Origin of the sequence: Janibacter sp. Soil728 (assembly GCF_001428305.1) — a bacterium.
In the GTDB taxonomy this organism is placed as follows: Bacteria; Actinomycetota; Actinomycetes; order Actinomycetales; family Dermatophilaceae; genus Janibacter.
The window spans coordinates 339277-352555 of sequence record NZ_LMRZ01000001.1; the positions used below are offsets into that span (position 1 = coordinate 339277).

Here is a 13279-nt window from a genome sequence, read left to right on the forward strand (position 1 = left end):
CTCGGCGAGGGAGGGGATCGTCACGACAGCTCTCAGCGGACGGCGATCTCGCCGAGCACAGCCCGGTAGCGTCCGTCGTCGCTGGGCGCCAGGGAGGTGAACCAGACCGTCACGAACTGTCCGGTGACCTCGGAGGAGGGTGTCAGGACGACCGTGCCGGTCCGACCCTCGGTCTTGCCGACCTCGGTGCCGGAGTTGGTCGCCTGGTCGCCCGCGTAGACGGTCGCCCGGGACGTGGTGGGCAGGTCGAGCGTGACCGAGCTGATCTTCTGGGTCTGCCCGAGGTCGACGGTGATGCCGACCCCCTGCTTGACGCCCCCGAAGCTCTCGCTGTTGTAGCCCTCGGTCGTCCAGATGGTCGACGGGTCACCGTCGTAGACGCGCGGCACCTCGGCGTTGTGCTCGGCACCGTCGCCGGGCGGCGGGTCGAAGCCGGCGGCGTTGATGATGCCCAGCGGCTCACCCGTACCGTTGCCGCCAGCGTCCGAGCTCGGCTCGCTCGTCTGCACCGCGGTCGTCTCGTCGCCGCCGAGGATCTTGCCGAGGTCGGTGCTGGACCCGATGCGAGAGGTGCCGAAGACGCCGAGGAGGCAGGCCAGGACGACGAAGCCCGCCATGATCATCATCACGAGGTTGGCCTGACCGCGGCTCGGTGGTGCACCGGCCTCTGCCGGCAGGAGCGGGGCGGGGGACTCGATCTCGGCGGTGGCGGGTGCGGAGCCGAGTGAGGTGCGGGTGCGCTGGTCGGCACGGATGGCCTCGCGTCGGGCCCGGACGTCGTGGATGGCCTCCTTGGACCGGCCCCCGGCGGTGCGGGCGGCCTTGCCGAGGCGATCGCCGATGACCTTGCCACCGGTTCCGACGGCACCGGCTGCTGCTGCTGCGGCGGCTGCCGCTGCACTCGCTCCGACCTTGCGGTCGTGGTGGTCGTCGTCAGCGATGTCCCGTTCCTCGTCGGCCCCCTCGGTGGGGTCCTGCGAGGCAGCGGCGGGGGATGTCTGCGAGGAGGTCGCGCGGCCGCCCGGCGTGATGACGACCGTGTGTCGTCCGTCATCGTCGAGCGTGACCGGCCGGGTGACCTGGTCCGCATCCTCATCGGTGTCGGTGTCGGTACCGGTGTCGGTCCCGGTGGCTGCCACCGTCGTGGCGGCGCCGGCAGCGCTGACGGAGAAGACCTCGGTGGGTGCCTCGTCCGCGCTCGTCGGGCTGGTGCGCACGGCACCCGCGAGCGGGATGCGCGACCACGGTGCTATCTGCGCGGCGTAGTCGCCGGGTGAGTCCGGCCCGGTGCCCTCGGTGAGGGTCTCCCGGCAGATCGTGTCGAGGTCGCCCGGGACCGCGACGGCCACGTGCGAAGGGGGCGTGGCTCGCCCGTGGGTGCGGGGCGCCGCGGGCAAGGTCGTGGTGGTCTCCAGGGGCCAGGTCGCGGTGAGACCGGCGTAGGCGAGGGCCACGATGCTCAGGGCGTCGTCGCGGTCGGCCTCGGCCCCCTCGGTCTCGATGCCGGCGAGGGCGGCGGTCGTGGCGAGGCCGCGGACCTTGACCCGGCCGTCGCTCGTCAGCTGCACGATCTCGGGTGTGAGGGCGAGGTGGTGGAGTCCTCGGGCGCGGGCTGCCTCGACGCCGGTGGCGACCTCACCGGTGATGCGGCGGACCTCCTCGGCGGGCAGGCCGTCGGTGCCGATGGCCGCGGCGTAGGTGCGGGCCCCGTCGAGGGCGTCCTCGGCGATCCAGGCGAGGTCTCCCTCGCCACCGACGTCGAGGATGCGCACGAGCTGGGCCGCCTCGACCCCGGCTGCCCGTCGGGCTGCGTCGAGCGCGGCGGCCGTGGTGTCGGCGTCAGCGGGCATGACGAGCAGGGTCACGTCGCGATCGAGCGTCGTGTCCCTGGCCGCCCAACGTTCGCCGCCCGGGATCTCTTCGATCCGGGATTCGACCGTGTAGCGACCGAGCTCGGTCCCCGGGTTTACCCCGTGCACGCTGTCCCTCTCGTCGGTGGATGTCTGCCGCGCCATCCTAGGTCCCCCAGCCGGTGGAGGCCGGGAGCCGGGCGCGGGGCGCGTCAGCCCCTCCTGAGGCGGCGGGTGAAGGGCTCGAGCGTCTCGGTGACCTCGGTGACCCGCAGCCGCGCGGCGATCGCGATGCTCAGGACGAGCACGACGAGGCCGACGACGGTGGTGAGGACCACGGAGCCGATCCACGTGCTGCCGTCGACGACCTGGCCCAGGCCGCGCAGGACGAGCCACCCGATGGCGGTCCCGACGAGGGTGGCCAGACCGAGCCGGACGAAGGTGCGCACGACCCGGGTGAGCCCGAGGCGGCCGAGGCGGCGGCGCAGCAGCCACAGTCCGAGGACGGCAGCGACCACGTTGGACACGGTCTGGCCCAGACCTACCCAGGTCGCGGCGTGTGCTGGGGGCCCGACGCTGCCGATGATGGTGAAGGTCACCGCGACGGCCGTCACGAGCAGCTGGAGGAAGAAGGGGGTGCGACCGTCCTCGTAGGCGTAGTAGGCCCGCTGGACGAGGAAGAACCAGCCGTAGGGCACGAGGCCGAGCATCATCGCGACGAGGACCCCGACGGAGGCGTCGACCTGTACGCGCGGGATGCCGGGCAGGACGGCCGCGAGCAGGTAGGGCGCGACGAGCAGGATGGCCGCGGTGCCCGGCAGGAGGAGGACACCGGGCATCGTCAACCCGCGGCGCAGGTCGGCGGTCACGGCTGGCGTGTCGCCGTCGTGGGCGGCGTGGGAGATCCGGGTGAAGAGGGCCGTCACGAGCGAGACCGTGATGATGCCGTGCGGCAGCATGAAGAGGAGGAAGGCGTTGGCGTAGGCGGTCAGCCCGGCGCCCTCGACGCCCTGCGCCTCCGCGGCGTGCAGCGCCCCGGTGAGGACCCGGGAGTTGACGAGGTAGGCCAGCTGCCCGACGGCCACCGCGCCGAAGGCCCACATCGCCATCCGTGAGGCACCCCGCAGGCCGCTGCCACGCAGCCCCCAGACGGGGCGGAAGCGCAGCCCGATCCCGCGCAGCGCGGGGATGAGCGCGAAGGCCTGCAAGGCGATGGACAGGGTCGCCGAGCCTCCGAGCACGGCGATCATCGTCGGGTCCCACGTGGAGACGGACCCCTGCAGCGGGCGGTCGGAGAAGACGAACCACAGCAGGCCACCGATGGCCACGACATTGGCCAGGGCCGGGGCCCACATGAAGGCGCCGAAGCGGTGGTGCGCGGTGAGGACCTGCCCCAGGAGGGTGTAGAGCCCGTAGAAGAAGACCTGCGGCAGGCACAGCACCGCGAAGGCCGTCGCGAGGGTGCGCGCCTCGGGCGGCCAGCTGCTCGAGACGACGAGCGAGATGAGCAGGGGGGCGGCCAGGGTCAGCAGCAGCGTGATGACGGCCAGCGCGGTCACCGACAGCGTGAGCAGGCGGTTGATGTAGGTCTGCCCGCCGTCGTGGTCGCGCATGGCCCGTGTGATCTGCGGGACGATCACCGCGTTGAGCACGCCACCGGCGATGAGCAGGTGGAAGATGTTGGGCAGGGTGTTGGCGGCGTTCCACGCGTCGGCGGCGATGATCGTCAGACCGACCACGTAGGCCGTCAGGCTGTTGCGGGCGAAGCCCAGCACCCGGGAGAAGAGCGTCCCCGCCGCCATGATCGCGCTCGAGCGCCCGATGCCGGGGCTGGATCGATCGCCGGTGCTGTCGCCCAGGACCTCATCGGGGGTGGCGGCCTCGCTCATGCCTCGTGGTCCTCGGGGTGGTCGGTCGTGGAGGTCGCCTCCGGTGCGCGACGACCGCCCCGCACGGTACGCCACGTCCCGGCAGCGAGCAGGAGCAGCGCCGCGCCGCCGATGATGCGGTAGATCCAGTCGCCCGTCGGGCGCACCTTGACGTGCAGGGTGGCCGGGGCGGCGACCTGCTCCCCGTCGGGGGTCGTGACGCTCACGTTGACCGGCACCTGCCCGGCGGCCAGGGCGGTCGCGTTCACCGTCACGGTGTGCCGGCCGTCCGGTCCGATCGTCACGGGGCCCGGGTCACCGTCGATGCGCAGCGAGGGGCTGTCCGGGACGAGGCGCACCACGAGGTTGGACAGCTTGACGTCGGTCCGGTTGACGATGGTGATCTGCAGCCGCCCTGTGTCGGCGAAGAAGTTGACGTCCCCGGAGGACACCTGGAGGTCATCCTTCGCCAGGGTGACCTCGTTGGTGAGCTGCTTGTCGAGGATGCTGTAGGCAGGGAGGTCGGATCGCCACCGCGTGGACGTCAGCTGGCGGATGCTCAGCGTCATCTCACGCCGCCAGGTGGGACCGTCGGCGCGCACCGAGGCGAAGGTGAACATCGCCTCGGTGTCATGGATGAGCTTCTCCGCGCGCTGACTGGTGAGGACCGCGGGCGCGACGGGATCCCCCTTCGTCGCTGCCTGGATCTGCGCCCGGGTCCGTGGGGTGCGCTCCGGCGCGGCCTCCGCGGCATCGTCGAGGACGGTGGCCAGGTCGCCCTCGGCGAGCCAGGGGATGGCGCCGGTGGAGCTGCGCAGCCGTTCCCACGCCTGCGGGTCCGGCGTCGCGCTCCGGTCGGGGACGACGACGAGCGTGCGGGCCGTGCCGGCGCGCTCGCGCAGCACGGAGGCGGTCTCGGCGACGAGCTGCTGACGGGCCAGGATCACCTCATCGGCCGATTCCAGCCCGGCGACGAGCGTGGAGAGCGGGCCGTCCCGCACGACCAGCGGCGTGCCGCTCGCGGTGCGGGTGGCGCCGGTGGGGGTGAAGCTGCCCGGCGTCAGGCTCGAGTCGGGCACGAGGAGCGTCGAGCTCCCACCGGGGCGCAGCGCGTCCAGGGCGCTGGCGCGCTCCCGGGTGGCGAGCCCGTCGGCCGGCCAGAGGACGTCGCTGCGGGCGCCGAGCTCCTCGGCGGCAGCGGCCCCCTCCTTGACCCGGCCGCGCACCAGCCTGCGGGCGTGGGCGGACCCGGCTCCGGCTGCGACATCAGCATCGGCGTCGGGCAGGACGAGGGTCTGGCGCCCGACGACCTGCTCCCGCAGCGCGCTCGCCCGCGCAGAGCGCACCGTGCGCTCGGCCGTGCCGATCGCGCTGTCGGGGGACTCCTTCGGCACGTCGAGCAGCGAGGGGTCGACGAGCCAGGCCTCGTCCTCGGCCGGGGGAGTCGCGGTCAGCGCGGCCAGGCGGGAGTCGTCGCCGACTGCCGCCTCCCAGGCCGTGTCCCGCTCGGACCCATTGCGCTCGAAGAGCCGCCGGTCGGCAGGCAGGAGGAGCGGGATGCCCCAGAGCAGGCGAAGGGGGACGTACTCCTTGCGGCGGTGCACGCCGATGAAGGTGTGCACCGCGGTCCCGGTGGTCTGGATGCTCACCCAGGCCGCCCCCGCGGACTCGCCCGGGATCAGGTCAGCGGCAGCCACCTGCAGGGAGAAGGGGGCCGACTCCCCCGCCGGTACGTCGTCGAGGGTCGTGCGGTCCAGTGCCGTACCGGGGACCGGGGTGCTCTCACGGGTCCACGAGGCGATGTCGGAGCGTCGGGGTCCGGCGTCCTGGGGGACGAGCGCGACCTTGGGCCGGGTGAGGGTGCTCGTGCCGGGATTGGTCAGGGTGCCCCGCACCGTCGCCTTCTCGTCCTCGTCGACCACGGTCGAGATCGACGTGATGGTCAGCTCGGCGGTACCCGCGTCCGCGGTGACGGGCGCCGGGTCAGCGGCAGAGGGAGGTGCAGCGACGGGGAGCAGGACGAGCAGCGCGAGCAGCACGCTCGCGGTGACCGCGCTCAGGCGTCGCCGGCGAGCCGCTGCCACGCCTCCCTCGCGATACGCCGCTCGTTGGGGAAGGTCAGGTGCCGCGGCGCGTCCCGCAGGGACAGCCAGGCGACGTCGACCGCCTCGTGGTCGGGGTCGTTGTCGATCGTCAGGTACCCACCGATCGCCTCGAGCAGGTAGTGGTGGACGAACTTGTGGATCCTCCGGTCGGGCGTGGCGAACCAGTAGTCGATGGTGCCGAGCTCGACGAGGACCCTGGCCTCGATGCCGGTCTCCTCGGCCACCTCACGGGCGGCCGTCTCGACGAGGGTCTCCTCGCCCTCGATGTGACCCTTGGGCAGGCACCACTCGAGCCGTCCCGCGCGGTTGCGGCGGGCGATGACGGCGATCCGGGCCTCCCCTTCGTGCACGTCGACGACGACCCCACCCGCGCTGCGCTCCTCGACCGCAGGCAGGCGGCGCTGCGGTCCGGAGGTGGGAGCGGGGTGACTCATGTGGTCACTGTAGCCATGGTGCCTGCGACCGTCCGGGGCCGATGTGCCCCACCGCAAGTGTGACCGCTCGTCTGCATTGCCCTATGGCAATGCAGACGAGCGGTCGTCCGTCCGTCTGCATTGCCATAGGGCAATGCAGGTCACCAGGGCGGAAGGCACCCTTCCTCGGGGCGGGCCCCGGCGGGACGGTGCACGACGTCACCTGCCAGGAGGTTGGACCCCGGGGACGAAGGGGGTGCGTGCGCTGCCTGCCGATGCACGGGCGCTGCGACGAGCACCGCGTAACCTTGGGCCCCATGTCCTCCCCCGCTCTGCCTCCCGAGATCCTGCGTGCCGCGGTGGCCCACCTGGCGCCGACGCTCCCGCTGCTGACCGACCTCGGGGGCAGGTTCGCGGAGGGTGGGCACGAGCTGGCACTCGTCGGCGGCCCGGTCCGGGACGCCTTCCTCGCCCGCACGAGCGGTGACCTGGACTTCACGACGTCTGCGTCACCCGAGGAGACGGAGGCGATCCTCGCGGACTGGGGCGATGCCCACTGGGACATGGGGCGCGAGTTCGGCACCATCGGTGCGCGCAAGGGAGCGGACACGGTCGAGGTGACGACCTACCGGGCCGATGCGTACGACGGCACCACCCGCAAGCCGGTCGTGGCCTTCGGCGACAACCTGCAGGACGACCTCGTGCGACGCGACTTCACCGTCAACGCCATGGCCCTGCGCCTGCCCGATCTCGAGCTGGTCGATCCTCACGGTGGCCTGATCGACCTCGCGGCGCGACGGCTGCGCACCCCGTCGGCCCCCGAGGTCTCCTTCAGCGACGACCCGTTGCGGATGATGCGGGCGGCCCGCTTCGTCGCCCAGCTGGGCCTCGTGCCCGCGCCCGAGGTCGTCACGGCGATGACCGAGGCCGCGACCACCCTGCAGATCGTCTCCGCCGAGCGGATCCGCGACGAGCTGGTCAAGCTGCTCCTCGGCGAGGACCCGGTCGCGGGTCTACGGGTGCTCGTGGACACCGGACTGGCCGACCAGATGCTGCCGGAGCTGCCCGCCCTTCGCCTGGAGATCGACGAGCACCACCGCCACAAGGACGTCTACGAGCACTCGCTGACGGTGCTGGAGCAGGCCATCGACCTCGAGGGCCCCCGGGGCGACGACGAGCACCCCGTCGCCCGGCCGGACCTGGTCCTGCGGCTGGCTGCCCTGCTCCACGACATCGGCAAGCCGCGCACCCGCCGTTTCGAGGACAAGGGGGGCGTCTCCTTCCATCATCACGACGTCGTCGGCGCCAAGATGACGGCCAAGCGGCTGAAGGCGCTGCGCTTCGACAAGGCGACGACGCAGTCGGTGGCCCGGCTCGTCGAGCTGCACCTGCGCTTCCACGGCTACGGCGACGGGCAGTGGAGCGACTCGGCCGTCCGCCGCTACGTCACGGACGCCGGTCCGCACCTGGAGCGCCTGCACCGGCTGACCCGCGCGGACTGCACGACGCGCAACCAGCGCAAGGCCACGCGTCTGCGTCAGGCCTACGACGACCTCGAGGTGCGCATCGACGAGCTGCTCGAGCAGGAGGAGCTGGGCAAGGTCCGGCCCGACCTCGACGGCAACGAGATCGCCGAGGTCCTCGGGATCGCCCCGGGACCCGTCCTCGGTGAGGCCTACCGACACCTGCTGCAGGTGCGTCTCGACGAGGGCCCGCTCGACAAGCAGGAGGCCGCGCAGCGGCTGCGCACGTGGTGGACCGCGCGCGACTGACCGGTCGGGACGCACGGTCCGGCGCACGGGAGGGGAGTGCTACCCATCGCGCACCCCGGGGCCTCGCCCTACGTTGGTCCCAGTTGTGCACCACACCGCCTCACGACCCACCAGGGAGACCGTCCATGAGCCTCGATCAAGGGATGGACACCGGGCGCGTCCGGCAGATCGCGAGCGGGATGGAGTCCCAGGTCGTCCGCCTCGGTGAGATCGTCGCCGCCGGCACGACCAGTGCCGACGTCCTGAGCGCCAACTGGGACGGCACGGACGGGCAGGAGCTGATCGTGCGCTGGCGCACCCAGGCCGCCAAGCAGATCGGCGCCGCCAGCGAGCTGCTGCGGGCGACGGCCAAGGAGCTGCGTCGCCAGGCCGACCAGCAGGACGGGGCCTCCGACGGCACCGGCCCGGGTGGGGGAGGCGGCGGTGGAGGTGGCGGCGGCCAGGGTGGGGGAGGCGGCGGTGGAGGTGGCGGCGGCCAGGGTGGCAGCTCCGGAGGTGGTGGCGGTGGCGGCCAGGGCGGTGGCCGCGGTCAGGGACAGCCCGGCACGGGCAGTGACGGTCGGTGGCCCGACGGGCTCCCGGGCGGGTACGACATCTTCGGTCGTGATCCCGGCTCCGTCGGCGTGCGCACCAACCGCGGGGACGACAACACCCAGCACCACTACGACCCGCTCACCGGCAAGACCTGGCAGGAGGCGGAGGACGGCAGCTGGCGCAACGGCCAGGACGTCTTCGGCAACGAGACCGTGTCGAGGACCGACACCACCGACCGCGGCGACGGCTGGGAGAGCTCCCACGAGAGCACCCGCGGCCAGGCCGGGCGAGGGGAGTGGGGTGACTCGTGGTCGACCGAGCGGTCCTTCGACAACGAGGTCGCCTCCAACACGCAGGAGATCCTCGACAACGTCCAGAGCGAGCCGATCGTCGAGCAGGACCTGTGGGACGTCTCGGGGCACGACAGCGTCGCCGAGGCGCGCGCGGGCGATGACCGGACCGGGGCCAGTGCGGAGTTCCTCTCCTACGACGCCTCGACGGACGGCTCGATGGGCATCGACGCCACCCGCGGTGCCTATGTCGAGGCCAATGCCGAGGCCGGGGCCTACCTGGGCCGCGCCGAGGCCCACTGGACCGGTGACCACGGCACCACCGCACAGGCCGAGGCCATGGTCGGTGCCGAGGGCCAGGCCAACGCCGGAGCCCAGATCGGACCCGCCGGCGCGCAGGTGGGAGCCGGCTTCGAAGCCTTCGCCGGTGGACGGGTCGAGGGCGGCTTCAGCCAGGACCTCGGACCGGCTGACGTCGGTGCCTCGGGCTCGCTCTCCTACGGCATCGGCGCCCACGCCGACGCCAGCGCCGAGGTGTCCATGGACCGGGTGGGCGTCTCCTTCGACGTCGGAGCGACCCTCGGGGTCGGCGGCTCCGTGTCCCTGGACGTATCGGTCTCGCCCAAGGAGATCGTCGACGGTCTCGCCGACGTGGGCGAGGCGCTCGCAGATTCCCCGGTCAACCCAGGCAACTGGTGGTGACCCCCCTTCGACCCGGGATGGCAGGCTGGGCCCCAGACCACGGCCGCCGCCCCCGAACCCACAGGAGCGCAGCATGACCCAGATCAGCTATCCCAGCGAGGTCGTCCCCGGCCCGCCGCCCATCACCCTCGAGATGCCCGAGGGCTGGACGCAGGTCTGGGCCCCCGACACGCTCATCGCGATCCGCGACGGGGCACAGGGCGTCGACCACTTCCTGGCCAATGTCGTCGTCCGCTTCTACCAGCGGTTGGCTCCCTTCGGGCCGGATGAGATCCACGCCGAGCTCGGCGAGTACGTCGCCCAGCGCCGCGAGGGGACGCTCGGGGCCCTCAAGCACCAGGAGGTCGGTGGGCGGGAGTTCGTCGGCGCCGACCTGGCCTTCGTCGACGGGGATGCGGGCACAGTGGGGCAGGTCCACTGGTTCACCGCGCAGAAGAGCAACGACGTCCTGGACGTCGTCCAGATCACTGGTTCCTATGCCGGTGCGCGGCGCGAGACGGATTACGGCACGATCGACGGCGTCGTCGACTCCGTTCGCATCAATCCCTGAGAGTGCCCCCCACATGCCACAGCTGACGTACCCGAGCGAGACCTTCCCCGGCCCACCGGGCGTGACCATCGACGTCCCCGACACCTGGGGACCGGTACGCGTCGGGGGCACGCTGCTCGCCTGCCGACGGATCGCGAGCGACCACGGCTTCGCGCCCAATGTCGTCGTCCGGGGCTTCCAGCGCACGTCGGACTTCACCATGCGGCACGCCCTGGAAGAGCTGCGCGGATTCGTCGCCCAGCAGCAGGAGGGCAGTGTCGACGAGCCCTTCGAGCTCGAGCTGGGGGAGATCCCCTTCGTCGGGGTCAATGTCTCGTGGGTGGACCCGCAGATCGGCACGATCGTTCAGATCCACCTCTTCGCCGGGTCTCGGAGGGGTCGCGTCGTCGACCTGCTCCAGGCCACGGGGTCAGTCGGTGGCACTGATGCGCAGAGCGCCTACGCCGAAGTTCAACAGGTTCTCCAGACGATCCGGGCCACCACGTGAGCGCCGTGACCGGGCACGACGAGCTGCCGGGACTGATGCTGCGGGTGGGAGCTGCGACCGACACCGGTCGGGTGCGCACCCTCAACGAGGACTCCGCGCTCGCCGAGGGCGGCATCTTCGTCGTCGCCGACGGGATGGGCGGGCACGCGGCAGGGGAGGTCGCCAGCGGCATCGTCGTGGAGACGATGCGCGACCTCGTCACCCGTGGTGACCTCACCGCTGACGACGTCACGCGCCAGCTGATCCTGGCCAACCAACGGATCCTCGCGGCGGTCGCTGCCCACCCGGAGAACAAGGGCATGGGGACGACCGCGACCGGTCTGGCCCTCGTCACGGCCGGGGGCGCGGACCACTGGGCGGTCTTCAACGTCGGTGACTCCCGGGTCTACCGCTCCATCGACGGGACCCTCACCCAGGTGACGGTCGACCACTCCGAGGTCCAGGAGCTCGTCGAGGCCGGCGTGATCACCTCCGAGGAGGCCCGGGTCCACCCGGCTCGCAATGTCGTGACCCGCTCCCTCGGGACCGACTACGCCTACCAGTCCGATGTCTGGGTGCTCCCCCCGTACGCGGGGGAGCGATTCGTCATCTGCAGCGACGGCCTGACCAACGAGCTCACCGATGCCCGCCTGCGTGAGATCCTGCTCCAGCACCCCGAGCCCCAGATCGCGGCCGAAGAACTGGTTCGCGCAGCGGTCGAGGCCGGGGGACGGGACAATGTCACGGTGGTGGTCGTCGATCTCGACGGCACCGTGGGCGACGACCTGTCGGTGACGAGCCCGCGGGCATCGGGCGAGGACACCGCGCCCCGGGGACAGCTGAGCGACAAGGAGTGACCATGCAGACGAGGATCGAGAGCCGCGAGGGCTGGATCGAGATCGCCCGTGACGGCATCCACCTGCTGGCGAAGGGGGAGGACTCTCTCGCCGCTCGGCTCGAGACCGCCTTGGCGAGCGCTGACGGCGACGACCCCACCGACGTGGTGACCGACGAGCTGAGCACCGGAGGGATCCGTCGGACCCCCGACTTCGCCCTCGTCGACGAGACCGCCGGCCGCGTCCTCGTGCGGGGCACGGCCTGCGTGGTCGTCACGCGTGCCGATGGCACGACGCACACGATCAGCGCCCCCGTCCGCGGCCCCTGGGCCGACGAGGACCTCGAGGGTGAGGTCGCCGAGGTGGTCATCGGGACCGGTGAGCCCGACGCCGAGCCCGAGCCTGAGCCTGCCCCCGAGCCCGAGCCCGAGCCCGAGCCCGAGCCTGAGCCTGGGGCCGAGCCCGAGCCCGAGCCCGAGCCCGGGGCCGAGCCCGAGGCACCGGCCGACGCCCCGGCTCCTGAGGTCGCCGGGTCCCGGGCAGCCGGTACCGGCTGGGCGATGCCGTCGGTGTTCGGCCGGGAGTCGGAGCAAGGACCCGAGCAGACCGCGCAGGACCCCACCGACCAGGAGCCGGTCCAGGAGGCCGAGGTGATCGAGACGCCGGCACCGCAGGCCGAGGACCTGGTCGCGGACGAGCCGCAGGAGAGCCCGGGACCCGACGTCGCGCGGGCCACCGACGCCCCGGCCGACGATGACGACGAGCTACCGAGCTTCGACTTCCTCTTCGGCAACACCCATCACCACCGCAGCTCGCTCATGGCCGCCTCCGAGACGGATGCCCCGCAGGACGCGCCCATCGACTCCGGCCCCGTGGCGGCAGCGGGTGGGTTCCAGCCGAGCGAGGACCCGGCCGGCGCCACCCTGGCTCCGCCGAACGAGGACGACGAGCACCCCGAGCCGGCACCGTCCGGGCCCACCGTGGCAGACCACTCCGGCGGGCTGCCCCCGATGCCGGGCAGCGCCCCCTTCGTCGAGGTCCCCACTCCCGGCCAGCCCGGACCACAGAACGCCACCGGGGGCCCCGCTCGCGTCCAGGCTGCCCGCGATGATGCACCCGGGCACGAGCCCGGCGGCAGTCGACCGCAGTTCGCGGACGGGCACCTCGTCGGCTCCCGGGTTCCGCTGGTCACGGCCGGCGACACCGCGGCGGCCGACAGCGGTCCGTCGCCGATCACTCCGGACACCGGCGCCGAGGACTCCTCAGGAGTCATCTCCTCGGTGCCCTGGGGCGCCGCTCCTGCCGCAGGACCCGTCGCGGGGGCCCCCGGCATGCCCTTCGGGTTGCCCTCGTTGCCCACCCCTGACGCGGGGGCCGCGCAGCCCGTCGACCCGGAGCCCGCAGCGGCCGAGGGGTCCGAGGGCGAGCCCGCCGGACCCATGGTCCTGGCGGTCAGGTGCTCCTCCGGCCACCTCAACGCGCCGCACGCGACCCGGTGCCGGGCGTGCGGTCAGGACCTGCCGTCACAGCAGCCGGAGCAGACCCTGCGCCCCGCGCTGGGTCAGCTGCGCATGTCCACGGGCGATGTCGTGACCCTCGATCGCGGAGTCCTCATCGGTCGGGCGCCGCGAGCCGCCGAGACGGGCTCGGGCTCGCCCCACCTCGTGCGCATCTCCAGCCCCGACAACGAGATCTCCCGCAACCACGTCGAGATCGTGCTCGATGGCTGGCACGTGCTCGTGCGCGACCTCGGTTCGACCAACGGCACGACCGTGGCCCTGCCCGGGTCCTCCCCGGTCCGGGTGCGCCCGGGTGACCAGCAGACCATCGAGCCGGGGACGACGATCACCCTCGCCGACCAGGTCTCCATGGTCTTCGAGGTCACGGGATGAT

At 72.5% G+C, this 13279-nt stretch carries 10 protein-coding genes; 6 read left to right on the top strand and 4 right to left on the bottom strand.

Translation table 11 applies throughout. The features are described 5' to 3' along the window. Positions 1-32: 32 nt before the first annotated feature. From ASG73_RS01635 to ASG73_RS01650, 4 genes are read right to left on the bottom strand one after another with little or no spacing between them, the layout of a single operon-like run. On the bottom strand, positions 33-2015 hold the full coding sequence (locus tag ASG73_RS01635) for a hypothetical protein (protein ID WP_055989828.1): 1983 nt from the start codon (positions 2013-2015) through the stop codon (positions 33-35). Between the two features lie 47 nt (positions 2016-2062). After that, positions 2063-3739, bottom strand: coding sequence for a murein biosynthesis integral membrane protein MurJ (murJ, locus tag ASG73_RS01640; RefSeq protein WP_055989831.1), 1677 nt, complete (start codon positions 3737-3739; stop codon positions 2063-2065). After that, positions 3736-5802, bottom strand: a complete 2067-nt coding sequence (locus tag ASG73_RS01645; protein WP_055989834.1) for a DUF6049 family protein — start codon at positions 5800-5802, stop codon at positions 3736-3738. The genes murJ and ASG73_RS01645 overlap by 4 nt, the downstream gene beginning before the upstream one ends. Continuing rightward, complete coding sequence (locus ASG73_RS01650; protein ID WP_055989837.1) at positions 5775-6257, bottom strand: NUDIX hydrolase; 483 nt, start codon at positions 6255-6257, stop codon at positions 5775-5777. Before ASG73_RS01650 ends, ASG73_RS01645 begins: the two co-directional genes overlap by 28 nt. A 296-nt stretch (positions 6258-6553) precedes the next feature. Between ASG73_RS01650 and ASG73_RS01655 the strand changes: the two genes are divergently transcribed. The 6 genes from ASG73_RS01655 (at position 6554) to ASG73_RS01680 (ending at position 13278) form a co-directional block, all read left to right on the top strand. After that, positions 6554-8008 carry a CCA tRNA nucleotidyltransferase gene (locus ASG73_RS01655; protein WP_055989839.1) on the top strand — a complete coding sequence of 485 codons (1455 nt, stop codon included), beginning with the start codon at positions 6554-6556 and terminating at the stop codon, positions 8006-8008. A 125-nt stretch (positions 8009-8133) separates the two neighbouring features. Further along, positions 8134-9534, top strand: coding sequence for a hypothetical protein (locus tag ASG73_RS17745; protein ID WP_156466091.1), 1401 nt, complete (start codon positions 8134-8136; stop codon positions 9532-9534). A 73-nt stretch (positions 9535-9607) separates the two neighbouring features. Further along, positions 9608-10084: a hypothetical protein gene (locus tag ASG73_RS01665; RefSeq protein ID WP_055989844.1), complete on the top strand. Its 477-nt coding sequence runs from the start codon at positions 9608-9610 to the stop codon at positions 10082-10084. A gap of 13 nt (positions 10085-10097) precedes the next feature. Beyond that, the gene (locus ASG73_RS01670; protein ID WP_055989847.1) at positions 10098-10571 is read left to right on the top strand and encodes a hypothetical protein; all 474 of its coding nucleotides are present in this window, start codon (positions 10098-10100) and stop codon (positions 10569-10571) included. Further along, complete coding sequence (locus ASG73_RS01675) at positions 10568-11407, top strand: PP2C family protein-serine/threonine phosphatase (RefSeq protein WP_235499325.1); 840 nt, start codon at positions 10568-10570, stop codon at positions 11405-11407. Before ASG73_RS01670 ends, ASG73_RS01675 begins: the two co-directional genes overlap by 4 nt. A 2-nt stretch (positions 11408-11409) precedes the next feature. Continuing rightward, positions 11410-13278, top strand: coding sequence for an FHA domain-containing protein (locus ASG73_RS01680; RefSeq protein ID WP_055989850.1), 1869 nt, complete (start codon positions 11410-11412; stop codon positions 13276-13278). Position 13279 lies beyond the last annotated feature (1 nt).

Bases quoted from the DNA above. Each gene is read 5' to 3' on its own strand.
- ASG73_RS01670 (WP_055989847.1), top strand. From the start codon at position 10,098: ATGCCACAGCTGACGTACCCGAGCGAGACCTTCCCCGGCCCACCGGGC.
- ASG73_RS17745 (WP_156466091.1), top strand. From the start codon at position 8,134: ATGAGCCTCGATCAAGGGATGGACACCGGGCGCGTCCGGCAGATCGCG.
- ASG73_RS01650 (WP_055989837.1), bottom strand. From the start codon at position 6,257: ATGAGTCACCCCGCTCCCACCTCCGGACCGCAGCGCCGCCTGCCTGCG.
- ASG73_RS01680 (WP_055989850.1), top strand. From the start codon at position 11,410: ATGCAGACGAGGATCGAGAGCCGCGAGGGCTGGATCGAGATCGCCCGT.
- murJ (WP_055989831.1), bottom strand. From the start codon at position 3,739: ATGAGCGAGGCCGCCACCCCCGATGAGGTCCTGGGCGACAGCACCGGC.
- ASG73_RS01655 (WP_055989839.1), top strand. From the start codon at position 6,554: ATGTCCTCCCCCGCTCTGCCTCCCGAGATCCTGCGTGCCGCGGTGGCC.
- ASG73_RS01635 (WP_055989828.1), bottom strand. From the start codon at position 2,015: ATGGCGCGGCAGACATCCACCGACGAGAGGGACAGCGTGCACGGGGTA.
- ASG73_RS01665 (WP_055989844.1), top strand. From the start codon at position 9,608: ATGACCCAGATCAGCTATCCCAGCGAGGTCGTCCCCGGCCCGCCGCCC.